At 64.3% G+C, this 24,626-nt stretch carries 26 protein-coding genes; 4 read left to right on the top strand and 22 right to left on the bottom strand.

Features of this window, described 5'->3' with window-relative positions; genetic code table 11:
• Positions 1–23 precede the first annotated feature (23 nt).
• From hflX to ndk, 10 genes are all read right to left on the bottom strand, one after another.
• Positions 24–1,211 carry a GTPase HflX gene (gene hflX / locus QM685_RS26795; protein WP_415121109.1) on the bottom strand — a complete coding sequence of 396 codons (1,188 nt, stop codon included), beginning with the start codon at positions 1,209–1,211 and terminating at the stop codon, positions 24–26.
• 57 nt (positions 1,212–1,268) lie between these two features.
• The gene (gene hfq / locus QM685_RS26800; protein ID WP_006051315.1) at positions 1,269–1,505 is read right to left on the bottom strand and encodes an RNA chaperone Hfq; all 237 of its coding nucleotides are present in this window, start codon (positions 1,503–1,505) and stop codon (positions 1,269–1,271) included.
• A gap of 166 nt (positions 1,506–1,671) precedes the next feature.
• Positions 1,672–3,009 (bottom strand): ribosome biogenesis GTPase Der, encoded by a 1,338-nt coding sequence (gene der, locus QM685_RS26805; RefSeq protein WP_415121114.1) that lies wholly within the window; start codon positions 3,007–3,009, stop codon positions 1,672–1,674.
• 460 nt (positions 3,010–3,469) lie between these two features.
• Positions 3,470–4,615 carry an outer membrane protein assembly factor BamB gene (gene bamB / locus QM685_RS26810; protein WP_415121116.1) on the bottom strand — a complete coding sequence of 382 codons (1,146 nt, stop codon included), beginning with the start codon at positions 4,613–4,615 and terminating at the stop codon, positions 3,470–3,472.
• 78 nt (positions 4,616–4,693) lie between these two features.
• Entirely contained in the window at positions 4,694–5,323 is a 630-nt protein-coding gene (locus QM685_RS26815; protein WP_415121118.1) for a YfgM family protein, read from the bottom strand.
• A 66-nt stretch (positions 5,324–5,389) separates the two neighbouring features.
• The gene (gene hisS / locus QM685_RS26820) at positions 5,390–6,730 is read right to left on the bottom strand and encodes a histidine--tRNA ligase (RefSeq protein ID WP_415121120.1); all 1,341 of its coding nucleotides are present in this window, start codon (positions 6,728–6,730) and stop codon (positions 5,390–5,392) included.
• Positions 6,731–6,751: 21 nt separating this feature from the next.
• On the bottom strand, positions 6,752–8,068 hold the full coding sequence (gene ispG, locus QM685_RS26825; protein WP_415121122.1) for a flavodoxin-dependent (E)-4-hydroxy-3-methylbut-2-enyl-diphosphate synthase: 1,317 nt from the start codon (positions 8,066–8,068) through the stop codon (positions 6,752–6,754).
• A gap of 85 nt (positions 8,069–8,153) precedes the next feature.
• Positions 8,154–9,269, bottom strand: a complete 1,116-nt coding sequence (locus QM685_RS26830) for a helix-turn-helix domain-containing protein (protein WP_415121124.1) — start codon at positions 9,267–9,269, stop codon at positions 8,154–8,156.
• Positions 9,270–9,484: 215 nt separating this feature from the next.
• Positions 9,485–10,636: a 23S rRNA (adenine(2503)-C(2))-methyltransferase RlmN gene (gene rlmN / locus QM685_RS26835; RefSeq protein WP_415121126.1), complete on the bottom strand. Its 1,152-nt coding sequence runs from the start codon at positions 10,634–10,636 to the stop codon at positions 9,485–9,487.
• Positions 10,637–10,853: 217 nt separating this feature from the next.
• Positions 10,854–11,279 carry a nucleoside-diphosphate kinase gene (gene ndk / locus QM685_RS26840; RefSeq protein ID WP_415121128.1) on the bottom strand — a complete coding sequence of 142 codons (426 nt, stop codon included), beginning with the start codon at positions 11,277–11,279 and terminating at the stop codon, positions 10,854–10,856.
• Positions 11,280–11,545: 266 nt separating this feature from the next.
• On the opposite strand from ndk, the gene QM685_RS26845 reads away from it, so the two are divergent.
• Positions 11,546–12,244, top strand: coding sequence for a Bax inhibitor-1/YccA family protein (locus QM685_RS26845; RefSeq protein ID WP_415121130.1), 699 nt, complete (start codon positions 11,546–11,548; stop codon positions 12,242–12,244).
• Positions 12,245–12,377: 133 nt separating this feature from the next.
• Here the strand turns inward: QM685_RS26845 and QM685_RS26850 are convergent, their stop codons facing one another.
• The 11 genes from QM685_RS26850 to QM685_RS26900 all read right to left on the bottom strand — a co-directional run bounded on the left by QM685_RS26850 (position 12,378) and on the right by QM685_RS26900 (position 21,791).
• Entirely contained in the window at positions 12,378–13,151 is a 774-nt protein-coding gene (locus QM685_RS26850; RefSeq protein ID WP_415121132.1) for an MBL fold metallo-hydrolase, read from the bottom strand.
• Positions 13,152–13,159: 8 nt separating this feature from the next.
• Complete coding sequence (bamC, locus tag QM685_RS26855) at positions 13,160–14,299, bottom strand: outer membrane protein assembly factor BamC (RefSeq protein ID WP_415121134.1); 1,140 nt, start codon at positions 14,297–14,299, stop codon at positions 13,160–13,162.
• A gap of 129 nt (positions 14,300–14,428) precedes the next feature.
• On the bottom strand, positions 14,429–15,346 hold the full coding sequence (gene dapA, locus QM685_RS26860) for a 4-hydroxy-tetrahydrodipicolinate synthase (RefSeq protein ID WP_415121136.1): 918 nt from the start codon (positions 15,344–15,346) through the stop codon (positions 14,429–14,431).
• 43 nt (positions 15,347–15,389) lie between these two features.
• A complete protein-coding gene (locus tag QM685_RS26865) occupies positions 15,390–15,986 on the bottom strand; it encodes a class I SAM-dependent methyltransferase (RefSeq protein ID WP_415121138.1) in 597 nt (198 codons plus the stop codon).
• Between the two features lie 4 nt (positions 15,987–15,990).
• Positions 15,991–17,193 (bottom strand): tryptophan--tRNA ligase, encoded by a 1,203-nt coding sequence (locus QM685_RS26870; protein WP_415121140.1) that lies wholly within the window; start codon positions 17,191–17,193, stop codon positions 15,991–15,993.
• A gap of 7 nt (positions 17,194–17,200) precedes the next feature.
• Positions 17,201–17,863, bottom strand: coding sequence for a site-2 protease family protein (locus QM685_RS26875; RefSeq protein ID WP_415121142.1), 663 nt, complete (start codon positions 17,861–17,863; stop codon positions 17,201–17,203).
• 47 nt (positions 17,864–17,910) lie between these two features.
• Positions 17,911–18,546, bottom strand: coding sequence for an L-threonylcarbamoyladenylate synthase (locus QM685_RS26880; protein WP_415121144.1), 636 nt, complete (start codon positions 18,544–18,546; stop codon positions 17,911–17,913).
• A gap of 139 nt (positions 18,547–18,685) precedes the next feature.
• Positions 18,686–19,516 carry a 3',5'-nucleoside bisphosphate phosphatase gene (locus QM685_RS26885; RefSeq protein WP_415121146.1) on the bottom strand — a complete coding sequence of 277 codons (831 nt, stop codon included), beginning with the start codon at positions 19,514–19,516 and terminating at the stop codon, positions 18,686–18,688.
• A 152-nt stretch (positions 19,517–19,668) separates the two neighbouring features.
• Positions 19,669–20,553, bottom strand: coding sequence for an alpha/beta fold hydrolase (locus tag QM685_RS26890; RefSeq protein WP_415121148.1), 885 nt, complete (start codon positions 20,551–20,553; stop codon positions 19,669–19,671).
• 69 nt (positions 20,554–20,622) lie between these two features.
• Entirely contained in the window at positions 20,623–21,531 is a 909-nt protein-coding gene (locus QM685_RS26895; protein WP_415121150.1) for a ferritin-like domain-containing protein, read from the bottom strand.
• Positions 21,528–21,791 carry a hypothetical protein gene (locus QM685_RS26900; RefSeq protein ID WP_415121152.1) on the bottom strand — a complete coding sequence of 88 codons (264 nt, stop codon included), beginning with the start codon at positions 21,789–21,791 and terminating at the stop codon, positions 21,528–21,530. The genes QM685_RS26895 and QM685_RS26900 overlap by 4 nt, the downstream gene beginning before the upstream one ends.
• A 116-nt stretch (positions 21,792–21,907) precedes the next feature.
• On the opposite strand from QM685_RS26900, the gene QM685_RS26905 reads away from it, so the two are divergent.
• From QM685_RS26905 to QM685_RS26915, 3 genes are all read left to right on the top strand, one after another.
• Positions 21,908–22,432, top strand: coding sequence for a gamma carbonic anhydrase family protein (locus QM685_RS26905; protein ID WP_415121154.1), 525 nt, complete (start codon positions 21,908–21,910; stop codon positions 22,430–22,432).
• Positions 22,433–22,498: 66 nt separating this feature from the next.
• On the top strand, positions 22,499–23,449 hold the full coding sequence (gene hslO, locus QM685_RS26910; protein ID WP_415121156.1) for an Hsp33 family molecular chaperone HslO: 951 nt from the start codon (positions 22,499–22,501) through the stop codon (positions 23,447–23,449).
• A gap of 220 nt (positions 23,450–23,669) precedes the next feature.
• Positions 23,670–24,059 (top strand): hypothetical protein, encoded by a 390-nt coding sequence (locus QM685_RS26915; protein ID WP_415121158.1) that lies wholly within the window; start codon positions 23,670–23,672, stop codon positions 24,057–24,059.
• A gap of 118 nt (positions 24,060–24,177) precedes the next feature.
• Here the strand turns inward: QM685_RS26915 and ftsB are convergent, their stop codons facing one another.
• On the bottom strand, positions 24,178–24,612 hold the full coding sequence (ftsB, locus tag QM685_RS26920; RefSeq protein ID WP_415121160.1) for a cell division protein FtsB: 435 nt from the start codon (positions 24,610–24,612) through the stop codon (positions 24,178–24,180).
• Positions 24,613–24,626 lie beyond the last annotated feature (14 nt).

Genomic DNA, 24,626 nt, shown 5'->3' on the forward strand with positions numbered 1-24,626 from the left:
CGGGTCAGTGCAATTGGAACGGGTCAGTGCCCGAGTTCTGGAATCTTGTGGTTATCGCGCGGTTCGGCCAGACGGTCGTGTTCCGACGGGTCGAGCGGCATATCGGCAAGCGGTTCGGCAGTAGCGATTTCAGCGATGGCAGCGCGCAACGCATCAAGCCCCTGGCCGGTGCGAGCGCTCAAAAAGACGCGCGAAATATTACCATACTCATCCCGCTCGACCGCGCCCCCACGGGCCGCCAACTCAGGCACCGCGTCGATCTTGTTGAACACGAGCACCTGACGGATCGTGTCCGCGCCGATCGCGCGCAACACCTCGTTGACCTGATCGATCTGATCGAGCCGCACCGCGCTCGACGCATCGACGACGTGCAGCAGCAGGTCCGCGTGAATGGTTTCCTCGAGCGTCGCGCGAAATGCCGCGACGAGCTGGTGCGGCAGCTCGCGGATGAAGCCGACCGTGTCGGACACCACGACCTGCCCCGCTTCGTCGCCGAGATAGACGCGCCGCGAGGTGGTGTCGAGCGTTGCGAACAATTGATCGGCGGCATAGGCCTGCGCCTTGGTGAGCGCATTGAAGAGCGTCGATTTGCCGGCGTTCGTATAGCCGACGAGGGACACCGACATCGTCTGGTTGCGATTGCGCGCGCGGCGCTGCGTGCCGTGCTGGCGGCGCAGCCTGTCGAGCCGGATCTTGAGCGCCTTGATGCGCTCGCCGATCAGCCGGCGGTCGGTTTCGAGCTGCGTTTCGCCCGGACCGCGCAAACCGATACCGCCCTTCTGACGTTCGAGGTGGGTCCATGCGCGGATCAGCCGTGTCGACAGGTATTGCAACTGCGCGAGTTCGACCTGCAGCTTGCCTTCGTGGCTGCGGGCGCGTTGCGCAAAAATATCGAGGATGAGGCTGGTGCGATCGACCACGCGCCGATTAAGCGCCTGCTCCAGATTACGCTGCTGCGCCGGAGCGAGAGCGTGATTGAAGATCACGAGTTCGATGTCGTTCGCTTCGCACGCAACGCGCAATTCTTCGGCCTTGCCACTGCCGACGAACATCTTCGCGTCGGGGCTGGAACGGCGCCCGGTGAGGGTGACTACGGGATTCGCGCCCGCGCTTTGCGCGAGCAGGCTGAGTTCGTCGAGACTGGCTTCGAAATCGATCTTGCCGAAATCGATGCCGACTAGCGCTGCATTGATCAAATTGGAGGGTATCAAAATGACGCGGCCGGGAATGATCGCCGACGGGCGACACCGTGCCGGCCGCGACGAGGGTTAGGACTGTTCGGAATCCGGGTGGAAATTCACCGGGCGGGCCGGCACGACCGTCGAAATAGCGTGCTTGTAGACCATCTGGGTGACCGTATTCCGGAGCAACACGACGTACTGGTCGAACGATTCGATGTTCCCTTGAAGCTTGATGCCGTTGACCAGATAGATCGACACCGGCACATGCTCTTTACGCAGTGCGTTCAAAAACGGGTCTTGTAACAATTGCCCTTTGTTGCTCATAGCAAACTCCGTATTTTTTTGCAGGTTGACTGAATTGACGGGGAAGAAAAAGAGATCCGCCGCCAACCGCTACACTATAGCTGATTTTCATTTCTGCGCGCGGGCCCGGACCTTGCGCTCAAACCCAGCACACACGCGGGTTTCAGCCTGCGGGCCGACCCAGATTTCAGCCTTTGTCCGCGTAAGGGTTCGTCGACGATCTGAACTCTATTCGCAATGGAGTCCCTGTCAGCTTGAAAGTTTCCCGGAAGCGATTTTCCAGATAGCGCTTATACGTATCGGTGATCGCATCGAGCGCATTGCCGTGAATCACGATAATCGGCGGATTCTGCCCGCCCTGGTGCGCGTAGCGCAGTTTCGGCCGCACCGGCCCACGGCGGCGCGGCTGCTGGAATTCGACCGCCTCGATCAACGCGCGCGTCAGCTTCGGCGTCGGCAGCTTCGACATCGCGGCCGTGTAGGCATCGTCGACCGAACGCATCAGTGGCCCGATTCCGGTTTTTTCCGCGGCGGAAATGAAGTGGAACTTGGCGAAGTCCAGAAATTTTAGTTTGCGCTCGAGGTTGGCCTTGGTGCGCTCGCGCACATGTGGATCGAGACCGTCCCACTTGTTCACGCCCACCACGAGCGCGCGGCCCTGCTCGACGACGAAGCCGGCGATGTGCGCGTCCTGGTCCGAAATATCCTGACGGGCGTCGAGCAGCAGGATCACGACGTTCGCATCCGAGATCGACTGCAGCGTCTTCACCACCGAGAACTTCTCGATCGCCTCGAACACCTTGCCGCGGCGGCGCAGCCCGGCCGTGTCGATCAGCGTGTACGGCTTGCCCTGACGTTCGAAATCGACATAGATCGAGTCGCGCGTGGTGCCCGGCATGTCGAACGCGATCACGCGCTCCTCGCCGACCAGCGCGTTGATCAGTGTCGACTTGCCGACATTCGGCCGGCCGACGATCGCGATCTTCACGCCGCGCGCTTCCCTGTCTTCGTCGCTTTCCTCCGGCTGCCCGGCATACGCGACTTCGAGCGCCTCGTTGATCATCTCGGTGACGCCGTCGCCGTGCGCGGCCGAAATCGCGCGGGGGTCGCCGAGGCCGAGCTCGTAGAAGTCGGCGGCGACCGTCGTATAGCGCATTCCTTCGGCCTTGTTGACGACGAGGAAAATCGGCCGGCCGACCTTGCGCAGATAGTCCGCGATCGACTTGTCCTGCGGCGCGAGACCGTTGCGGCCGTCGACGATGAACACGACGATGTCCGACTCTTCGACCGCCTGGCGGGTTTGCCGCGCCATCTCGTGCAGGATGCCGTCTTTCGCGACCGGCTCGAAGCCGCCGGTATCGACGACCAGATACGGCCGCTCACCGGTGCGCCCCTCGCCGTAATGGCGATCGCGCGTGAGACCGGGCAGGTCGGCAACCAGCGCGTCACGCGAACGCGTGAGGCGGTTGAACAGCGTGGATTTCCCCACATTGGGGCGCCCGACGAGGGCAATAACGGGTTTCATCTGATGTTGTTCACGGTGAAACGCGGGATCGGAAGCGATCGCTCGCGTAGCGACGCCAGGTAGCCGCCACGCGGCGGCATTCCGGCGAAATTATCACGAATTCGGCCAGCTCCGGAGGTGCAATCAATATACTCATCCGGGTGGACGGGAGTGGGCTGCGCAGGCGGCGCCAAAGGGACTCGCCAGATTCACACTCTGCTGCCCGACGGCTCGCACGTCCGTTCGATCGTGCGGTTGCCTGTGCCGTCGAAGAAACGCGCGGGCCGCCTTGCGTGGCGGCCAGGGCAGCTCCAATCCGACTTGCCGGACCAGCCCGTCCGGCGATTTTTCTATTGAGCCCGCGCGATCACGCGGCCGGCAAACTTGCTCAAAGGCCAGCTCAGGAGCCGATTCAAACCTTAATTAAAAAGCGCGCGGCCGGCAGAACCGGCCCGCGCGCCAGACAGCACGCCTCGCGCGATCAGCGCGGGCGATAGCCGAACAGACCGCCGTCGCGCGTCTGCACGACCAGCGTGTCGCCGGCCAGCACGGGCGCCGCGGTAATCGCGCTGCCGTCGGTCTTCACGCGCGCGACGAGCGCGCCGTCGGAAGTGGACAGGAAGTGCACATAACCCTGGTAGTCGCCGAACACGGCCGCGCGGCCGAGCAGCATCGGCACGCTCAGGTCGCGGCTCTTCAGCGACTCGTTCTTCCACAGCACCGAGCCGTTGCTCGCATCGAACGCGGACACGACCGACCAGTCGTCGGCGGCTACCACGCTGCGCTCATCCTGCGCGAGACCGGTCGTGCTCGAGAATGCCTTGCTCCACAGCGCACGGCCCGAGTTCGCGTCGAAGCAGCCAATCTGCCCCTGGAACGTCACCGCGCACGTTTGCGAACCCACCAGCGTCGGCGGCCCGGTTACGTCGTTGATACGCTCGACTTCGGTCACGCCCTTCGGATAGGACACCGGCGTCTGCCAGTAGGCGTCGCCCGTCTGCAGATTGATCGCGGCGAACGAGCCGCCCGGGAAGCCGGCCAGCACCGCCGCGTCGCCCGCGAACGTCATGCCCGACGACACGCGCAGGTTGAGCGGTACCGCGCGGTTACGGAAGTTCCATTTCTGCTCGCCCGTTTGCGCGTTGAACGCAACGATCTGACCGTCGATCGTGCGCACCACCACGAGACCGTTGCCGACGAGCGGCGGCGAGATGATTTCGCCCGGCGCCCTGGCCGTCCACAGTTGCTTGCCGTCCGCGTCGAGCACGTACACGTCGCCCTTCAGGCCGCCGACCGCCGTGAGCGTGCCGTCGCTGCCGACGCCCGCCGACAGGTCGTCATGCAGCTTGGTGCGCCAGACGTCCTTGCCGGTTTGCGCATCGATTTTGGCGACCGTGCCGTTCGCGCCAGCCGCGAACACGGCATTGCCGACCGCGACCGGCGAGAACAGATAGCGGCCCGCCTTGCCCACGCTTGCCGACCAGGACTGCTGCACCTCCAGCACGGGTTTGAACTCGGTGAGCGGCGTCGGCACACGGCGCTCGTCTTTCGTGGATGAGCAAGCCGCCATCGTGACAACGGTCATCGCACAGATAACGGGCACGGCGTAACGTTTCAGCAGATTCATCGGTGGACGAAGCATTCAGGAAATTGATTAAAGGAGACCGTGTTCCGGTCATGGCTCGCGGCGCGCCGCGCGGGACGCTCAGCCGCCGAGCGCATCCAGCTTGAACTGGATCAACTGGCGCGCGGAAGTGTCGTTCTTCGAGAGGGAGTCGAGCGCGAGCTTGTAGGCCGTGCGCGCATCGTCGCGCTTGCCCTGGGCCGCGAGCAGGTCGCCGCGCCGGTCCGCCACGACGCCCTTGAACGCATCGGATTGCGGCTCGGCAAGCAGCGCGAGCCCCTGGTCGTAAGCCTTGTCGTCGAGCAGCAGCGACGCCATGCGCAGCTTCGCGATCTGCTTGAACTCGTTGTCTTTCGCGTGATCGATGGCCCACTGCAACTGCGCTTTCGCGCCGGCTTCGTCGCCAGCGACGTACAGTGCCTTGGCGGCGCCGAGCGCGGTCATCTGCGCGTAAGCGGTGCGGCCGAACTTGTCTTCCATGTCGGTGGCGACGCGCGTGACCTGCGCCTTGTCGCCGGATGCCACGGCCTGCTGCACCTGGTCATACAGCACCGCGGCTTCCGCCGCCTGGCGCCGCTGCCAGAAATTCCAGCCATTCCAGCCGGCGCCCGCCAACAGCACTACCAGCACGATCCACGTGGTCGCATTGCCCCACTGCTTCCACCATGCCTTCAGATTTTCAATCGATTCCTGTTCGTCGTGGTAACTCATCGCCCGGCGATTTCCTCTTTCTTGCTACATGTGCGTGTCGAGCCAGCCGGCCCGACGACATCGCGATCAGTCGTCGCCGTCTTCGGCGGTTGCAACCATCGCATTGATTAGAAATTCGGTCAAGTCTTCGGCGGCCACGTTCTGTTGCTCGTTCTTACCGCCGTTGGACTGCGTATCACGCAGCGGTTTCACGCCGACCGTGCCGTTGGCGATCTCGTCTTCGCCGAGCACCACCGCGAACGCGGCGCCGCTCGCGTCGGCCCGCTTCATCTGCGACTTGAAGCTCGCCGACTGGCCGTCCGCGCTGCAATGCAGGATCACGTCGAGGCCGGTGTCGCGCAGACGCTCCGCGATGATGAACGCCTGCTCGCGCGCGGCGTCGCCCTGGTGGACCACATACACGTCGCAGCCTTCCGCCTCGGGCACGAGATCCTCTTCCTTCAGCAGTTCGAGAATCCGCTCGATGCCCATCGCCCAGCCGCATGCCGCCGTCGGCTTGCCGCCGAGCTGCTCGATCAGCGGATCGTAACGGCCGCCCGCGGCGACCGTGCCCTGCGCGCCCAGCTTGTCGGTCACCCACTCGAAAACGGTCAGATTGTAATAATCGAGACCGCGCACGAGCCGCGGATTGATCGTGAACGGGATGTTGTTCGCCTTCAGGATGCGCTGTAAGCCTTCGAAATGCGCGCGCGATTCGTCACCGAGAAAGTCGATCAGCTTCGGTGCGTTCTGGGCGATTTCCTGCAGCGCCGGATTCTTCGTATCGAGCACGCGCAGCGGATTCGTGTAGAGACGGCGCTTTGCGTCTTCGTCCAGCACGTCCCTGTACTTTTCGAGGTACGCGATCAGTTCGACGCGATGCGCGGCGCGCTCTTCGGCAAGACCCAGCGAATTGATTTCGAGCTTGATGCCAGTAAGGCCAAGATCGTCCCACAGACGCTGGCACATCATGATGATTTCAGCGTCCGCATCGGGACCCGCGAAGCCGAGCGCCTCGACGCCGACCTGATGGAACTGGCGATAACGGCCGCGTTGCGGACGCTCGTGACGGAACATCGGGCCGATGTACCACAGGCGCTTCGGGCCGTCGTACAGCATGTTGTGCTCGATCGACGCACGTACCACCGCCGCCGTGTTCTCAGGGCGCATCGTCAGGTTTTCGCCGTTCAATGCGTCGGTGAAGCTGTACATCTCTTTTTCGACGATGTCGGTCACTTCACCGATACCGCGCGTGAACAATTGCGTATGCTCGACGATTGGCGTGCGGATGTTCTGGTATCCATACGCGCGCAGCATCGACTTGACGGTGGTTTCGAAAAATTCCCAGAGCCCGGCTTCCTGCGGAAGGATGTCGTTCATGCCCTTCACGCCGGAGAGCTTCTCGAGCTTTTTCTTCTGTTCAGTCATCTGTGGTTCGATAGCCGATGTTTAGTTGAGCGCGTCGGCGCGGCCATAGCGGCGCTCGACGTAGTCGCTCACGATTTGCTGGAATTCTTGCGCAATGTTTTCGCCGCGCAGCGTCTTGACCTTCTCGCCGTCGATGAACACCGGCGCGGCCGGATTCTCGCCCGAACCCGGCAGGCTGATGCCGATATTGGCCTGCTTCGATTCGCCCGGTCCGTTGACGATGCAGCCCATCACCGCGACGTGCATCTGCTCGACACCGGGATACTGATCGCGCCACACCGGCATCTGGGTGCGCAGATACGTCTGGATCTGCGAAGCGAGTTCCTGGAACAGCGTGCTGGTGGTACGGCCGCAGCCCGGGCACGCGATGACCATCGGCGTGAACGAGCGCAGCCCCATCGTCTGCAGGATTTCCTGACCGACGATCACTTCGCCGGTACGCGACGCACCCGGTTCCGGCGTCAGCGAAATACGGATCGTGTCGCCGATGCCCTGCTGCAGCAGAACCGACAGCGCCGCGGTCGACGCGACGATGCCCTTCGAGCCCATGCCCGCTTCGGTGAGACCCAGGTGCAGCGCGAAATCGCAGCGGCGCGCGAGCTCGCGGTATACGGCGATCAAGTCCTGCACGCCGCTCACCTTACATGACAGGATGATCTTGTCGCGCCCGAGGCCGAGTTCGACCGCGCGCTCCGCCGAGCCGATCGCCGACTGGATCAGCGCCTCGTACATCACGCTTTGCGCTTCCCACGGTGTCGCGCGCGACGCGTTTTCGTCCATCATCTTCGCGAGCAGGTCCTGGTCGAGGCTGCCCCAGTTGACGCCGATGCGCACCGGCTTGTCGTACTGGACCGCCGCCTCGATCATCTGCGCGAACTGCGTGTCGCGCTTCGCGCCATGACCGACGTTGCCCGGATTGATCCGGTACTTCGACAGCGACTCCGCGCAGCCGGGGTAATCGCGCAGCAGCAGATGGCCGTTGTAATGGAAGTCGCCCACGAGCGGCACCGACACGCCCATGCGGTCGAGCTGCTCGCGGATAGCCGGCACGGCCGCCGCCGCTTCCGGCGTGTTGACGGTAATGCGCACCAGTTCCGAGCCGGCCTGCGCCAGTTCCTTGATCTGGATCGCGGTACCGATCGCGTCCGCGGTATCCGTGTTGGTCATCGACTGGACACGCACCGGCGCGTCGCCGCCGATGGTCACGAGTTGGCCGCCCCAGCGGACGTTGACCGCATGCGACTTGCGCCGCATCGCGGGGCCGCCGAACACCGGCTCGTCTGAAACGATCTTGCTACAGGATTGGGATTGAGCTTCGGATTGCATCGAAAAACCCATTTACGCCACACACGCTACGCAAAAACGCAGCGCCTGAATTGAAAAAGCGCCGCGGACCGGCTGGCCGCGGCGCGTACCGTATCTGTCAAGGCAGCGCGAAGCGCGCCACATTCCCCCTGGCTGCCGCATATTTCGCCGGATCGACCGGCTGACCGTCGAGCGTCAGCGATTCGAGACCGGCCTTGTTACCGACCGTGACCCTGAACGGCGCCTCGCCACTCACTTCCTTCGTATCGCCCGCATGCACGAGGCCGGAGAACAGTTCCTTGCCGTCCTTGCCGCGCACGCTGAACCAACTGTCCTGCGTCACGCGCAGCGCGACGATCGTCTCGCCCGGCGCGGCAGTGACCGCCGGCGCCGCGCCTGCTACAACCACCGGTGCGCTCGCGCCAGCTACCGTCGCCTGCGCCTGCGAGCCCGCCTTCGATGCCGCCGTTGTTCCGCTCATTGCTGGCACCGAATTCGGCGCCGTGCCGGTGGTGAGCGGCGTGGGCATCGGCGTTGCCGACACGGATGCCGCATTGTCCGCGCTCGCCGCGTTGTCCGCCGTGGCCGCCGCTTCCGGCGCCGATGCGCCATCTTGCGCCTGTGCCGCCGGGCCTTGCGCGACTGCACCCGACGCGCCTGTATCGCTGCTGCTCGCCGAACCGGCGCTAGCCTTCAGACGCGCGAGCCACGCGGACGAATCGCCACCATTGGTACGCCACATGCCGAGCGCGATGACCGCGACGATGATCGCCGCGATCCCCCACAACCATGAACGGCTTTTATGCCCGCTATCGCCGAGCGTCAGCGATACCTTGCCACGCGGCAGATCCTTGCCCGAGGACGCCGGCATCGACAGATTCGGCGCCGGCACGCCCTTTTCGCGCCGCAGCGCCGCCGTAAACGGCGCCGGATCGGCGCCGAGCATCTTCGCGTAGCTGCGCACAACGCCAAGCGCGAAAGTCGTATCGGGCAGATGACTGATGTCGCCCGCCTCGAGTGCGCTCAGCTTGACGACCGACACCTTCAGACGAGCCGACACGTCTTCGATCGTCCAGCCCTTCGATTCACGCAATTGGGTCAAACGCGCACCAGCCGCCGCGAGCGAATCGAGGGCCGGCTGCACGACAGGCTGGACCACCGCCCGCGCAACGGGTGCCGGATGGCCTTCGCTCGTGTCTGTCTCGTGCGGCTGCGGGTGCTGCGGCTCACTCATCCCAAATCCTTTCGCGTCGATTCTTTTTTACTCGTGCAACTGGACGGGCTCGAGCCCCGGGTCCGAATCGCAAACCGTTTATAACAAAATGTGCGGCTTTGTGTGCCGCTCCCGATCGATTCTGCAAACTTTCTTTTCAATCCGCGGTGGCATGAGCGAATTTCACGCGCTCGCCAGTCTTTCCGCCGAACGCCGACATCCGCCGTCCCGCGCGATTACACCGCGCGAAGCTCAATCACCTTCGCTGCCTTCCCGGTGCGCTCAGCAAGGCGCGTGCGGTCTTTCACCGCGCCGGCCAACTGACCGCAGGCAGCATCGATATCGTCGCCGCGAGTCTTGCGCACCGTGGTGACGACGCCCGCGTCGATCAACACCTGCGCAAACCGCCTGATCTGTTCCGGCTTCGAGCGGATGAGGCCCGATTCGGGGAACGGATTGAACGGAATCAGATTGAACTTGCATGGAACGTCGCGCGTGACGGCCAGCAGTTCGCGCGCATGCGCCTCTCTGTCGTTCACGCCATCGAGCATGCAATATTCGAATGTAATGAAATCGCGCGGCGCGACCTTCAGATAGCGCTCGCATGCCGCCATCAGTTCGCGCAACGGATACTTCCTGTTCAGCGGCACCAGTACGTCGCGCAGCGCATCGTTCGACGCATGCAGCGACACCGCGAGCGCCACCGGCAGATCCGCGCCGAGCCGGTCCATCATCGGCACGACGCCCGACGTGGATAGTGTCACGCGCCGGCGCGACAGGCCGTACGCGTTGTCGTCGAGCATCAGGCGCATGGCGGGCACGACCGCGTCGTAATTGAGCAGTGGCTCGCCCATGCCCATCATGACGACGTTCGTGACGACGCGCTCGCCCTTGCCGTCGCCGCCCATCGCACGACCGGTCGCATCGCCGCGCGACGCGCGCAGCGCAAATTCGGCCATGCGCAACTGGCCGATGATTTCGCCTGTAGTGAGATTGCGGGAGAACCCCTGCTTGCCGGTCGAACAGAACCGGCAGTTGACCGCGCACCCAGCCTGCGACGACACGCATAGCGTGCCGCGCGTTTCTTCGGGGATATACACGGTTTCAACGGCGTTGCCGTTGCCGACGTCGATCAGCCACTTGCGTGTGCCGTCGGTCGAAATATGGTCGCTGACGATGCCCGGCATCGTGATCGAAGCGCGCCCCTTGAGCTTTTCGCGCAAGGACTTCGCGAGATCGGTCATGCCGTCGAAGTCGGCAGCGTTGTATTGATGAATCCAGCGCTGCAGTTGTTTGGCGCGAAACGGCTTTTCGCCCAGGCTGTCGCAGTAGGCGACGAGCCCTTGGGCGTCGAGGTCGAGAAGGTTGACGGTGGGACTGCTCGTCATATCGAATCCTGCCATTTCAGTGCGAGACTACGTTCATGCAACAAGCTGCATGAACGCAATGCCGTTCGCGCCCATTCCTGCTGCTTTTACCTTACTACTTTGCCGGGTCCCGCGTACGATTCGTGCGATAAAACAGTTCGGCTGCATGAAACGCGTGGCGCGGGGGCGGCTGGCGGTTACCCGTCCGACGCCGATGCACGGCGCCAGCGGTAAGCGCTTAACGCGAGTAGACGTTGACTTGCGGGAAGAAGAACGCGATTTCGACAGCGGCCGTTTCCGCCGCGTCCGAGCCGTGAACCGCGTTGGCGTCGATGCTGTCGGCGAAGTCGGCGCGGATCGTGCCCTTGTCCGCCTTCTTCGGATCCGTCGCACCCATCAGGTCGCGGTGCTTCAGTATCGCGTTTTCGCCTTCCAGCACCTGCACAACCACCGGACCCGAAATCATGAACTCGACGAGGTCCTTGAAGAACGGACGCGCTGCGTGCACGGCGTAGAACTTCTCGGCGTCAGCACGCGACAGGTGAACCATGCGCGATGCCACGATCTTCAGACCAGCGTTCTCGAAGCGGCTGTAGATCTGGCCGATCACGTTCTTTGCCACTGCGTCCGGCTTGATAATCGACAGGGTGCGTTCGATCGCCATAAAAACTCCAAAAAATTAAGAGGTTACAGATTCAAATGAATCCGCAATTGTAGCATGTTCCGGTGTATGATTGCGATTGAACCCTTACAATATCGAAAGGATGCGCGCAAAAGAACCGAAATACTGGTAGCGTAGGTTCTGTAGGCAATCGAGGGTATTGAAACTCCTTGTCGCCGCGCTAATCTTAGGAGTAAATGTGGCGCCTGCCGGCACTCCATGAATTGCCGAATCACCATCGAAACACGCTTCTGAGGTAAGGAGAGACCATGAACGATCATCCGTATATGTTTGGCCGCAACGGTGCGGTGAGTACGGCCGAAACACGCAACCGCGTGCTACGGAACACCTACTGGCTGCTCGCGCTGTCCATGATTCCGACCGTGCTCGGCGCCTGGGTCGGCCTCGCCACCGGCTTTTCGCTGTTCGCCGCCACCAGTCCGGCAATGAGCATGCTGGCGTTCTTCGCGATCGCCTTCGGCTTCATGTTCGCGATCCAGCGCACCAAGGACAGCGCCGCCGGCGTGTTCGTGCTGCTCGGCTTCACGTTCTTCATGGGACTGATGCTGTCACGCATCCTCGCGTTCGTGCTCGGCTTCTCCAATGGCCCGTCGCTGATCATGCTCGCGTTCGGTGGCACTGGTGTGATCTTCGCGTCGATGGCGACCATCGCCACCGTCAGCAAGCGCGATTTTTCGGGGCTCGGCAAGTGGCTGTTCATGGGCGTGATCGTGCTGCTGCTCGCCTCGGTCGCAAACGTGTTCCTGCAACTGCCGGCGCTGATGCTCACGGTTTCGGTCATGGCAATCGTGATCTTCTCCGCGTACATCATGTTCGACGTGCAGCGCGTCGTGAACGGCGGTGAGACGAACTACATCACCGCGACGCTCGCGATCTACCTGGATCTGTACAACGTGTTCGTCAACCTGCTTGCGCTGCTCGGCATTTTCGGCGGCAACCGCAATTAAGTCTGACTAATCCGCGGCGCGCACAAACGCCGCGCTCGAAAGAAAAGCCCATAACGAGCAATCGTTATGGGCTTTTTTCATTGCATGGATACCTGCGACGCGCGCAGCAGCGCAAGCGGCAATCAGGCCGGCGTCAGATCGTCAACCACGCGAAGCCTTCGCTCTGCGATGCCACCACCACCTCCGTGGGTGCGGCGCCCAGCACACCCGCCAGCGCCGCCTGTGCCAGCTCGGGCAGATTGTTCTGCTGGCTCAGATGCGCGGCGACCAGATGCCGAAGGCGCGCACGATCGAGCGAAGCCAGAATGGCGGCCGCCGCCTCGTTGTTCAGATGCCCGTGATTGCCGCCGATTCGCGCCTTCAGCGACGGCGGGTAACGGCTGCCCGCAAGCATCTGCACGTCGTGATTGCATTCGAGCACGAGTGCGTCGCAGCCGCTCAGCACCGTGCTGATATGAGGCGTGGACGTACCCACGTCGGTCAGCACGCCGAGCCGGCTCGCGCCGTTCGAGAACACGTACTGCAGCGGCTCGCGGGCGTCGTGCGGAACGGTGTAAGGGAGCACGCTGAGGTCGCCGATCGCCACCGCCTCGTCGCCCCACAGCACCTGCAGGTCGACATCGGCTTCGTCGGCGCCCACCGCGCGGGCGGTGCCCCAGCTCATGTACAACGGAATCGACCACTTGCGGGCCAGCGTCAGTGCACTGCCGATATGATCGCTATGTTCATGCGTGATCAGAATCGCGTCGAGGCTCTCGGCACTCACACCGAGCCGCGTCAGACGCCGCTCGACTTCCCGCGCGGAAAAGCCGCAATCGAGCAGCACGCGCGTCGCGGTCGCGCCGCTGTGCGCTTCCACCAGCAGCGCGTTACCTTCACTGCCGCTGCCCAGACTCGCAAAGCGCACGGCCTGTCTTAGTTCAGTTGCGCATGCAGCAACGACACGATGCGCTGCGCGTCCGACGACGTATCGATCTGTCCGTTCGCGTCCAGCACCGCGACCTGCGTGACCGAATCGCCCTTCGCGCGCACGTTGACGAGGAATTCCTGGCCCGGCTTGCGCGCCGAATTACCGCTGTAGAACAATTTGCCGAAGAGCCCCTCTTTCTTCAGCTCCTGCATCGAATCCGCGTAGCGCACATAGTAGATGCCCTTCTCGCGGTCGCGGTTGTCGACGGTGAAGTTGGTGCGGTCGAGCGCGAGGCCCACGCGCAGCCAGGCGCGGTCGAACGACTCCTGCAGATCGAGCGTCGAGGCGCCCGCGTTCTGCTCGATCGTGGCCGGCACGGCGCCCGGACGCGCGTCGGTCAGCAACTGCTTCGATTGCGCCTCGGTCAGGCCGAACTTCTCCATCAGCCTGGCCAGGAACATCGCTTCGAGCGCCGGATCGCGCGGACGCTCTTCCCAGCGCGACGACGTCTTGTCCTGCCCCGTCATCACTTCCTCCATCGCGCTATGCGTGATCGAGATGTCCGTGGTATCGCCCGGCCCGCGCGACACGAGCGTGCGGAAGCTGTCGCGCGTGCCCGACGAATACGCAAAGTCGATCAGCTTGCCCACCGTGCGACGGAACCAGTCGTCCGGAATGTTCGCGCGGTTTTCAGCCCAGTCGGTCGTCATGATGCCGGTGGCCGGCGCGTCGGTCTTCAGCACGAAGCCGTTGTCCTGCCAGAACTCCTGCAACTGCGGCCACAGTTGTTCCGGTGAGCGGCCGTCGACCACCAGCCAGCGCCGATCGCCGTCGCGCTCGATGTGCATGCCGAGCGGATCCTGCCCGGTCGGCTGGCCTTCGATCGCATTGCCGGCGGCCGTGACCGTGCGCGTCGTCGCGCCGCCCAACGCCAGATTGGCGGGCGGCGCCACATAGCGCTGGTCGGTCGGCGTGGTGCTCAGATCGCTCGGCACGGCAAGCGGCGGCGCACTCGCCGTGGTCTTGTAGTCGACGCGGTCGGAGGCAAACCAGTCGTTCAGCGTGTCACAGCCGGCGAGCGTCGTCAGGGCAAGCGCCAGCGCCGCCATGCGGGTTGCGTGGAGGGAAAGTGCGGAACGTTTCATGAGGTCCTTCGTGATGCTGGAACGCGATGCCTGGTTCTTTCTGCCGGGAACGTGGGCTGAAGCGACGTCGGTTAAGGAAATGCCGGTGGCGGTCTTGTGCGGGCGCTGGCGGCTGGGCGGTCGCCCCGTTCAGCCGAGCAGGCCCGCTTCGCGCAGCGCGCCGCGCACCACTTCGTGGTATTGCGCGTCGAGCGGCGTGAGCGGCAGGCGGATGCCGCCCTGCACACGCCCCAGTTGCTGCAGCGCCCACTTCGCCGGAATCGGATTCGCTTCGGCAAACAGGTACTTGTGCAGCGACAGGAGTTTCAGATGAATTTCGCGCGCCGTCTTCGCGTCCGCGGCGAGCGCGGCCTTGCACAGCTCGCTCATCGCGCGTGGCGCGACGTTCGCGGTGACCGAGATATTGCCGTGGCCGCCGAGCAGCATCAACGCGATTGCGGTGGGATCGTCGCCGCTATAAATGCCGAAATGCGACGGCGCCGACTTGATCAGGTGCGCGGCGCGGTCGATGTTGCCGGTCGCCTCCTTGACGCCGACGATGCCCGGCACCTGCGCGCAGCGCAGAATGGTCTCGTTGCTCATGTCGGCAACGGTGCGGCCCGGCACGTTGTAAAGGATGACCGGCAAATCGACGCTTTCGGCGATCTTCGCGAAATGGCGGTAGATGCCTTCCTGGGTCGGCTTGTTGTAGTACGGCACGACCTGCAGCGTGGCGTCGGCGCCGACGTCTTTCGCGTGCTGTGTAAGTTCGATTGCTTCGGCGGTGGAATTGGCGCCCGCTCCCGCGATCACCGGAATCCGGCCCGCGGCGTGCTCGACCGCGGTCTTGACCATCAGCACGTGTTCCTCGACCGACAGCGTGGCCGATTCGCCACTCGTGCCGACGACGACGAGCGCGTCCGTGCCTTCCTCGATGTGCCAGTCGATCAGTTTGCGAAACGCCGGCAGATCGAGGCTGCCGTCTTCGAGCATCGGGGTGATGATGGCAGGAATGCTGCCGCGGATCTGAACGCCGTCCTGGAGACCGCTCTGGTTGCCGTTAGTCATGAAAAGCCATGAATTTGATCAGGTAAACCGCGATTGTAGCGGATTAGCCAGCCAACTCGTAACAAGGTGGAGGTACCGCCTTTGTGGGGTCGTCTGGACGCGCCGCCTCCCGAATTGCGCAGATCCGCTGAACGTAAGCCGGACGCGGCTGCGCGAGAAATCCATCCTGAAACGCGACCACCCGGAGCTGGCCGCGCACCCTGTCGAGAAGCTCACCGGGGGCGAGCAGAAATGCCGGATTGGAAGGTTTGCCGACGCTTTCGTTTCCTTGCGCGAAGGTCTCGTAAACCAGTACGCCGCCGGGCGCGAGCGCGCGCAGCAACTGTGGAAAGAGCGGCCGGTGCAGATAGTTCGTCACGATGACGGCGGCGAACGCCGCGTCGCCGGGCAATGGCCACGGCGCGCCTTCGAGGTCGGCCACGAGCGGCGTGACGAGCGGTGCGTCGCGCAGCAAATCGAGCGCGGCCGCGTCGCGATCGAGCGCGGTCACCGGATGCCCGCGCGACGCGAAAAAACGCGCGTGCCGCCCCGCGCCCGACGCGACGTCGAGCACCGCGCCGCCCGGCGCGACCAGATGCGTCCAGTGGCACACCCAGCGCGACGGCTCGCCCAAGCCGTGCGGGACAGCGAGCGTGTTCATCGACTCAGTTGTACGACAGGCCCATCGCCTCGCGGACGTCGCGCATCGTCTCGGTCGCGAAACGGCGTGCCTTGTCGCAGCCGTCGGCGACGATGGCGCGCAACAGCGACGGGTCGTCCATGTACTTCTGCGCGCGCTCGAGCATCGGCTGTTGCTCGCGCAGAATCCCTTCGATGACCGGCTGCTTGCATTCGAGACAGCCGATGCCCGCGGAGCGGCAACCCTTCTGCACCCACTCGTGCGTCGCTTCGTCGGTGTAGACCTGATGCAGTTGCCACACCGGACACTTGTCCGGATCGCCCGGATCGGTGCGGCGCACGCGGGCCGGGTCGGTCGGCATCGTGCGGACCTTCTTCGTGATCGTTTCCGCGTCTTCACGCAGGCCGATCGTGTTGCCGTACGACTTCGACATCTTCTGGCCGTCGAGACCCGGCATACGCGACGCCTCCGTCAGCATCGCCTGCGGCTCGACGAGAATGATCTTGCGCGAGCCTTCGAGGTAGCCGAACAGACGCTCGCGATCGCTCATCGACAGGCTCTGCGACTCCTGCAGCATCGCCCGCGCGCGCTCGAGCGCCTCGTCGTCGCCTTCCTGCTGATACGCGTTGCGCAGCTCGTGATAAAGCTTCGAACGCTTGCCGCCGAGCTTCTTCGCGGCCTCGTTGGCCTTCTCCTCGAAGCCCGGCTCACGGCCATACAGATGGTTGAAGCGGCGCGCGATTTCACGCGTCATCTCGACGTGCGGCACCTGGTCTTCGCCGACCGGGACGAGCGAGCCGCGATAGAGCAGAATGTCCGCCGCCATCAGCACCGGATAGCCGAGAAAGCCATAGGTGGACAGATCCTTGTCCTTGAGCTTTTCCATCTGCTCCTTGTAGGTCGGCACGCGTTCGAGCCAGCCGAGCGGCGTGCTCATGCCGAGCAGCAGCGCGAGTTCCGCATGCTCGGGCACCTTGCTCTGGATGAACAGCGTCGCCTGCGCCGGATCGATGCCGGAGGCGAGCCAGTCGATCAGCACGTCCCACACGTTCTTTTCGATCACTTCGGGCGTTTCGTAGTGCGTGGTCAGCGCGTGCCAGTCGACCACGCAGAAGAAGCACGGGTATTCGGACTGCAGCCGCACCCAGTTTTTCAGCACGCCGTGATAGTGGCCGAGGTGCAGCGACCCGGTGGGCCGCATACCGGAGAAGATACGGTCTGGGAACATGGTTGTATTAGAAAAGCGAAACAAGTGGAGTCAGAACTGCGGTCAGCGCGTGGTAGCCAAACGTCACGAGCGGGTTCAGCCAGTAACGCGTCAACGTGCCCGTCATGACGAGCGCCATCACGATGAAAAAACCGTACGGCTCGAGCCGCGACAGCGTCAGCGCCTGCCGCGGCGGCAGCAGCGCCATCAGCACACGGCCGCCATCGAGCGGCGGCAGCGGAAAGAGGTTCAGCACGCCGAGAACGAGATTCACGCCGACACCCGCGGCCGCCATGCGCGTGAAAAAAGGTTCGTCGACATTGAGCACCGCGAGCGCGACGCCGAACACGCCCCAGATCAGCGCCTGGACAAAATTGCACGCGGGCCCCGCCGCCGCGACCCACAAGCTGCCCCAGCGCGGATTGCGCAGATTGCCGAACGCGACCGGCACCGGTTTCGCGTAGCCGAACATGAACGCGCCGCTCGTCGCGAAATAGAGCAGCAGTGGAATTGCGATCGTGCCGAGCGGATCGATGTGCCGCATCGGATTGACCGACACGCGGCCGAGCACGTAGGCGGTGTTGTCGCCGAGCCAGCGCGCGACGTAGCCATGCGCGGCTTCATGCAGCGTGATCGCGAAGATCACCGGCAGCGCGTATACCGCGATGGTCTGTATCAGGGAAGAATCCATAGCTCGCTATTGTAACAACGCGCTTGCGCGCCTCCGTCGGCTTTCGCTCATGCCGCTTCGGTGAGGCCGAACGGCGCGAGCGAGCCGCGCCCTGCCCGCACCAGCACCGGCTCCGAGCCGGTCAGATCGATCACGGTGGACGGCTCGCAGACGCACGCGCCGCCGTCGATCACCAGATCGAGCTGCTTTTCGAGACGCGCGCGGATTTCCTCGGGGTCGTTCAGCGGCTCGGTTTCGCCGGGCATGATCAGCGTCGTGCCGAGCAGCGGCTGACCGAGTTCCTCGAGAATCGCAAGCGTGATCGCGTGATCCGGCACGCGCAGGCCGATCGTCTTGCGCGATGGATGCGACACGCGCCGCGGCACTTCCTTCGTCGCCTGCAGCACGAATACATAGGGGCCTGGGGTCACCGATTTAATCAGCCGGTACTGCCGGTTGTCCACCATCGCGAAATTGGAGAGCTCCGACAGATCGCGCACGAGAAGCGATAGCAGTTGTTTTTCGTCGAGCCCGCGAATGCGTCGCAGACGCTCGACCGCGTCCTTGTCGTCGAGATGGCAGGCGAGCGCATAGGTCGAATCGGTCGGCAACGCGACCACGCCGCCGTCGTTGATGATCTGCACGGCCTGCTTGACGAGGCGTGGCTGCGGATTGTCGGGATGAAGCCGGAAGTATTGGGACATGGTGGCTTACGGTAACCGCGGATGAACCGTGGCGGATTGGGTGCGGTGAGCAGTGGAGCGCGTGTGGACCGGGCTGGCACCGTGGATGGGCGGGGGCGCATGAACCGCGCGTGACGTGCCGTCATGGCACGGCGCGCGGTCACAGCCAGCGTTCCCAGACGGGCTTGAGATCGGCGGGCAGCGGCGGCAGCGCGCCGAGTTCGATGCGGCCTTCGCCGGGGGCGTGAAAGTCGGAGCCGCGCGAGGCCTCGAAGCCGAAGCGGCGCGCGACGTCCGCGTATTCGCGGTACTGGTCGGGCGTATGGCTGCCTGTCACGACCTCGATCGCCTTGCCGCCGAGGTCGATGAATTCGCCGAAGAACGTGTCGAATTCGAGCTGCGAATACGCGTAGCGGCCCGGATGCGCGACGATCGCGACGCCGCCCACGGCCTGGATCCAGCCGAGCGCGTCGGCGAGTTTGGCCCAGCGGTGCGCGATGTAGGCCGGCTTGCCGTCGCCGAGATAGCGGTCGAACACTTCCTGGGTATTTGCGCAGTGACCGTGCTCGACCATGAAGCGCGCGAAATGCGTGCGCGACATCATGTCGGGATTCGACACGTATTGCAGCGCGCCCTCGTACGCATCTGGAATGCCGAGCGTGGCCAGTTGCTCGCCGATCGCTTCGGCGCGCGCGGCGCGGCCGTCGCGCGTACGGGCGAGACCGTCGATCAGGATCTGGCTGGTCGGATCGATGCCGAGCCCGACGATGTGCACGGTGCGCCCCGCCCACGTGACCGAAATCTCGACGCCGCTCAGATAGCTCATGCCGAGCGCTTCGGCGGTGGCGCGCGCCTCGTGCTGACCGCCCACTTCGTCGTGATCGGTAAGCGCCCACAGCGTCACGCCGTTCGCGTGCGCGCGGCGCGCGACGTCGGCCGGCGCGAACTGGCCATCGGAAACGGTGGAGTGACAGTGAAGATCGGCGTTCATCGCGGCGTTCATCGTGGTTCTGGAAAGGTTCTGCGGTCATTTTACTGCAACGCAGTAAGTGCCCGCTGGGCTATCTCGCGATACCGGTTCGTCTTTCCGCGCCACGCGAATTCGGGATCTGCCGGGGACAATCAGGGATGCCCGGAACCGGATCAGGCGCAGAACTCCTCGATCAGCGCCGCGATCTGCTCCGGCTGGTCATGGTGAACCATATGCCCCGCGTCGTCGATGATCGCCTCGCGCCAGTCCGGGAACGCCTGAAAACGCGCCTTGAATTCGTCGAGCGGGATTTCGCCGGCGATCTGCGCGAGCGTCGGCGAAGCAGCGGCCTCGACGTGCAGCACCTTCGCGCTCACCTTGCGCCACACCGCCATCACTTCGTCGAGCCGGTACAGCAGCGGGCCGCGCACCTTGTGCGCCGGATCGGCGAGCAGCATGAAGCGCCCTTCTCCGTCCGGCTTCGACCAATGGCGGGCGAGAAATTGCGCGCGCCGCGGATCGAGCCGCGGGTTGGTCCTGATCAGCCGCGCGGCCACGTCGTCGAGCGACGCGTAGCGCCTCAGCTGCGGCGGATCGCGCAATTCGTCGAGCCAGTTGAGCAGCCGCTTCGGCGACTGGGCCGGATGCGACGGCGCAAGCCCGAAGCCTTCGAGATCGACGACGCGCCGCACGCGCTGCGGCCGCACGCCCGCGTACAGGCACACGACGTTCGCGCCCATGCTGTGACCGACGAGATTTACCTCGCCGGCCGGCGCGTAGTGATCGAGCAGCGCATCGAGATCGCCGAGATAGTCCTGTATCCAGTAGCTGCCGCCGCCGCGCTCGGCGACCGGCCAGTCGGACAGACCGAAACCGCGCATGTCCGGCGCGATCACCTGCCAGTCGCCGCCGAGCGCATCGACGACGAACTGGAACGATGCCCCGACGTCCATCCAGCCGTGCAGCATGAACAGCATCGGCGCGTCGGGACGGCCCCAGCGCCGCACATGCAGACAGACGCCGCGTGCGGCAACGAACTCGGAGCGGGAAGTATTCATGAACGGCGTGCCCAGAAAAAGAATGGTCGTTCGATTATAGAGGCAGCGAGGCGGACAGGTGATGACGGATTATCGAGGCGATGCCTGATCATCCGTTGCCGGTTGCGTGGTTGGCTGTGCATCGAGGCGCGCGAGCGCGGCCAGCTCCGCCTCGTCGAAACCGGCATCGCGGCGCGCTTCGAAATTGAACGGGCCGCGCAGTTTCGGCGCGTGATACTGGTCTGCGAGACGCAGATAGGTCTCGTGCGGATCGAGGCCGGCCGCGTCGCACAGGTGACGGAACCAGCGGTTGCCGATCAGCACATGACCGATTTCATCGCGCAGGATCACGTCGAGAATCGCCGCCGATGCCTGATCGCCCGCCTGTTGCAGGCGCGCGCGAATCGGCGGCGACGCATCGAGACCGCGTGCTTCGAGCGTGCGCGGCACCAGCGCCATGCGCGCGAGCACGTCGGCGCGGGTGCGCTCGCACATATCCCACAGGCCGCCATGCGCCGGGAAATCGCCGTAGGCGTGCTCATATTCGGCGAGACGCGCGGCAAGCAGCGAGTAATGGTAGGCCTCCTCGGCGGCAACCTTCAGCCAGTCGGTGTAGAACGCGACGGGCATGCCGCCAAAGCGCCAGACCGCATCAAGCGCGAGATTGATCGCGTTGAACTCGATGTGCGCGAGCGCATGCAGCAGCACCGCGCGGCCTTGCGGCGACTGCATGCTGCGTCGTCCGAGCCGGCGCGGTTCGACCAGTTCCGGCCGCGCGGGGCGGCCCGGCAGCTCGGCGGGTTCAGCGAGTTCGATGCTCGCGCGCCAGATGGCGCGGCCGTCGAGCACGGCTGCGTAGAGCGCACGGGCCGAGGCTGCCTTCGTGGCCGGATCGCTTTCACGCAATGCGGCGAGCGCGGCGCGGCGCGCGCAATACGGCTCGTCGCCGGGATTCGATGCGGAGGAAACGGAAGAAAGGGGCGAAGCGGCAGACGTCATGACAAACGGATCGGCAACGGAGGCAGCGGAAGCAACGGATAAACGGATAAATAACGGCAGAACGCGTCGCGGCAAGCGAGACGGAAAAGCCGACAGGCGCTGGCGGCTCGACTCGGCAACAGGATACCCGGCTGCGGCGCGCTGGCCAGAGCGAACACCCGTTCCATCGCGCGAAATCGAACGAAATCGCTCAATACCCGCCGCGCCACCACGCCGGGTAACCGAAGCACACAACCGTTTACAATAGCCGATTCGACCATCCAACGCGCCTTCAGGCACGTCCGTCAGGCCGGCGACGGCACACCCCGGCCACACGCCGCATGCCGGAGCAATGCCGCCCCGCCGCGCGCGCGGCGACCGATCAACAGGAGACATTGTGACGATTTACAAGCTGGGCGAAGCCGCCCCGATCATCCATGAAAGCGTGTTCGTCGCGGATTCGGCGAACATCATCGGCAACGTGACGCTCGAGGAAAACGCGAGCGTATGGTTCGGCGCGACGCTTCGCGGCGACAACGAGCCGATCACGATCGGCGCCGGCAGCAATGTGCAGGAAAACGCGGTACTGCACACCGACCCCGGCTTTCCGCTGACGGTCGAGCCGAACGTCACGATCGGCCATCAGGCAATGCTGCACGGCTGCACGATCCGGGAAGGCGCGCTGATCGGAATTCAGGCCGTGGTCTTGAATGGCGCGGTGATCGGCCGCAACTGTCTGGTCGGAGCGGGCGCCATCGTCACCGAGGGCAAGGTGTTTCCCGACAATACGCTGATTCTCGGCGCCCCCGCGAAGGCAGTACGTGAACTGACGGAAGCGGATATCGCCAACATGCAGCGCGGCACGGCAAGCTATGCCGGGCGCCGCGAGTATTTCAAGGCGCAGCTCGTACGCATCGGCTAGACCGCCGGCACGCGCGGGCGCGCAACGGCGCGGCAGCACGCCGTGTCATTCCACCGAGGAAAAGTTGTGAGCGACCAGTTGCAAAAATTCATGTTCAGCGCGGCGCCGGTGCGCGGCGAGATCGTTTCCCTGCGCAATACGTGGCAGGAGGTACTGACGCGCCGCGATTATCCGGCGCCCGTGCGGACGATTCTGGGCGAAATGATGGCCGCGTGCGCGCTGCTGTCGGCGAACCTCAAGTTCGACGGCACGCTCATCATGCAGATTTTCGGCGACGGCCCGGTCAAGATGCTGGTCGTGCAGTGCAGCTCGAATCTGACGATGCGCGCGACCGCCAAGCTCTCCAGCGACGGTAGCCATATGCTCGACAGCGCAACGTCGCTCGTCGAGCTCGTGAACGCGAGCGGCCACGGCCGTTGCGTGATCACGCTCGACCCGGCCGACAAGCAGCCCGGCCAGCAGCCGTACCAGAGCATCGTGCCGCTCTCGGGCGTCGACGGACCGCTCAAATCGATCGCCGAAGTGCTCGAGCACTACATGCATCACTCGGAGCAGCTCGACACGCGTATGTGGCTCGCGGCGAACACCGAGCGCGCGGTCGGCATGCTGCTGCAGAAGCTGCCGGGCGATGGCGGCATCGTCCCGCATCCGGGCGAGCTCGACGCGGATACATGGGAGCGCGTGTGCACGCTCGGCAGCACGCTCTCGCAGGACGAGCTGTTGAAAGAAGAACCGGAGACGGTTTTCCGCCGGCTCTTCTGGCAGGAAAACGTCCAGCATTTCGAGCCGGCTACCGCGCGCTTCGAATGCACGTGCTCGCGCGAAAAAGTCGGCGCAATGCTGAAAATGCTGGGCCGCGACGAAGTGGATGGGGTGATCGTGGAGCGCGGCCACGTCGAGATTCACTGCGAGTTCTGCAATCAGCGTTACGAGTTCGACCCGGTCGACGTCGCGCAACTTTTTGTTGCCGGTGGACTCTCACAAGGCGTGACGCCGGCGGCCGATCAACGGCATTGAAATGTCCCATTGGGCAGGCTTGGCGAAATGGGGGCCGTGAGCCACCTCGCGACGCCTGACCGCCCTTCACGACGGCTGTCCTCACCGCGCCGCCCATTGCCTCGTCACGGCTCGGGCGGCGCGTTGCTTTTGAGCATCTCTCCTTGGCCGCTACCTGGCAATGCCGGCGGGCGCGGGTGAGTTCAGATTGCCGAAGCGGCGGACCGATGGAGATTCGAACATGAAGCATCCCCTTTCGTTGATACCCCATGTGCGCGTGCTGGCCGTACTGGCCGTGATCGCGGGCAGTGCCGCGCTGGCTGGCTGCTCGATCGATCCGCCGGGCCCATTGCCAATCCTGAGCCGCCTGCCGCCCGATCAGGCGCAGGCCGTCAGCACCGGCCAGACGCTCACGCCCGAGGAGCGCGCACGCTATGACGCGATCGACCGCCAGGTCCTGTTCGAACAGGATCAGTCGATAGCCGCGGAAGCCGCCGCACAGGCCTGGTCGCGTTATTACTCGCCCTCGCCTCCTCCTGTCACCTTTTCCGGCGGCTTTTCCACCGGTGGCTGGGGACGCGGCTGGGGAACCGGAGTTGGCATCGGCTTTGGGCCGTATTGGGGTTGGTGAGTCGAGGGGAATAGAGCCGCGGACGCCAGCGTGCCTGCATAAAAAAAGCGCGGTTCATCTGAACCGCGCTTTTTTTGCGTCCTTCGTTTAAGCCGATGCCTGAGCCGATACCACTCGCTCAGTGCGCCGCCTTCTTCTCTTTCGCAGCCGCCTTGCCGCCATGCTTGCGATCCGGCTTCGCGCGCGATTCCGGATTCGGCACCACATGCAGCGGCGCGGCCGACACCTCGCCGCGCGTCGACGTATTCGCCGACGGCGTGGTCGGCGCCGGCAACGGCTGGTTCGGCGACACGAACTGCACGAACACCTCGCCGTCCTTGACCATGCCCATTTCGTAGCGCGCCCGCTCCTCGACCGCGGCCGTGCCGTTCTGCAGATCCTGCACTTCGCCCTGGATGCGCTCGTTGCGCAACTTCGCGTCGGCATTCTTCTGCAGTTGCTGCGCGAGCTGCTGCTGCAACTCATGCACGCGCAGCCAGCCGCCGTGCCCCCACCAGAGCGGGTACTGGATCAGCGCCAGCAGAACGATCAGGACAGCAGTGACAAGCCGCATGAAGTAAGCACAAT

The organism is Paraburkholderia sp., assembly GCF_047605525.1.
Taxonomy (GTDB): Bacteria; Pseudomonadota; Gammaproteobacteria; order Burkholderiales; family Burkholderiaceae; genus Paraburkholderia.

Excerpts from the sequence above, each read along its gene's own strand:
- hfq (WP_006051315.1), bottom strand. The coding sequence starts at position 1,505 with ATGAGCAACAAAGGGCAATTGTTACAAGACCCGTTTTTGAACGCACTG.
- der (WP_415121114.1), bottom strand. The coding sequence starts at position 3,009 with ATGAAACCCGTTATTGCCCTCGTCGGGCGCCCCAATGTGGGGAAATCC.
- bamB (WP_415121116.1), bottom strand. The coding sequence starts at position 4,615 with ATGAATCTGCTGAAACGTTACGCCGTGCCCGTTATCTGTGCGATGACC.
- QM685_RS26815 (WP_415121118.1), bottom strand. The coding sequence starts at position 5,323 with ATGAGTTACCACGACGAACAGGAATCGATTGAAAATCTGAAGGCATGG.
- hisS (WP_415121120.1), bottom strand. The coding sequence starts at position 6,730 with ATGACTGAACAGAAGAAAAAGCTCGAGAAGCTCTCCGGCGTGAAGGGC.
- ispG (WP_415121122.1), bottom strand. The coding sequence starts at position 8,068 with ATGGGTTTTTCGATGCAATCCGAAGCTCAATCCCAATCCTGTAGCAAG.
- QM685_RS26830 (WP_415121124.1), bottom strand. The coding sequence starts at position 9,269 with ATGAGTGAGCCGCAGCACCCGCAGCCGCACGAGACAGACACGAGCGAA.
- rlmN (WP_415121126.1), bottom strand. The coding sequence starts at position 10,636 with ATGACGAGCAGTCCCACCGTCAACCTTCTCGACCTCGACGCCCAAGGG.
- ndk (WP_415121128.1), bottom strand. The coding sequence starts at position 11,279 with ATGGCGATCGAACGCACCCTGTCGATTATCAAGCCGGACGCAGTGGCA.
- QM685_RS26845 (WP_415121130.1), top strand. The coding sequence starts at position 11,546 with ATGAACGATCATCCGTATATGTTTGGCCGCAACGGTGCGGTGAGTACG.
- bamC (WP_415121134.1), bottom strand. The coding sequence starts at position 14,299 with ATGAAACGTTCCGCACTTTCCCTCCACGCAACCCGCATGGCGGCGCTG.
- dapA (WP_415121136.1), bottom strand. The coding sequence starts at position 15,346 with ATGACTAACGGCAACCAGAGCGGTCTCCAGGACGGCGTTCAGATCCGC.
- QM685_RS26865 (WP_415121138.1), bottom strand. The coding sequence starts at position 15,986 with ATGAACACGCTCGCTGTCCCGCACGGCTTGGGCGAGCCGTCGCGCTGG.
- QM685_RS26870 (WP_415121140.1), bottom strand. The coding sequence starts at position 17,193 with ATGTTCCCAGACCGTATCTTCTCCGGTATGCGGCCCACCGGGTCGCTG.
- QM685_RS26875 (WP_415121142.1), bottom strand. The coding sequence starts at position 17,863 with ATGGATTCTTCCCTGATACAGACCATCGCGGTATACGCGCTGCCGGTG.
- QM685_RS26880 (WP_415121144.1), bottom strand. The coding sequence starts at position 18,546 with ATGTCCCAATACTTCCGGCTTCATCCCGACAATCCGCAGCCACGCCTC.
- QM685_RS26885 (WP_415121146.1), bottom strand. The coding sequence starts at position 19,516 with ATGAACGCCGATCTTCACTGTCACTCCACCGTTTCCGATGGCCAGTTC.
- QM685_RS26890 (WP_415121148.1), bottom strand. The coding sequence starts at position 20,553 with ATGAATACTTCCCGCTCCGAGTTCGTTGCCGCACGCGGCGTCTGTCTG.
- QM685_RS26895 (WP_415121150.1), bottom strand. The coding sequence starts at position 21,531 with ATGACGTCTGCCGCTTCGCCCCTTTCTTCCGTTTCCTCCGCATCGAAT.
- QM685_RS26900 (WP_415121152.1), bottom strand. The coding sequence starts at position 21,791 with ATGGTCGAATCGGCTATTGTAAACGGTTGTGTGCTTCGGTTACCCGGC.
- QM685_RS26915 (WP_415121158.1), top strand. The coding sequence starts at position 23,670 with ATGAAGCATCCCCTTTCGTTGATACCCCATGTGCGCGTGCTGGCCGTA.
- ftsB (WP_415121160.1), bottom strand. The coding sequence starts at position 24,612 with ATGCGGCTTGTCACTGCTGTCCTGATCGTTCTGCTGGCGCTGATCCAG.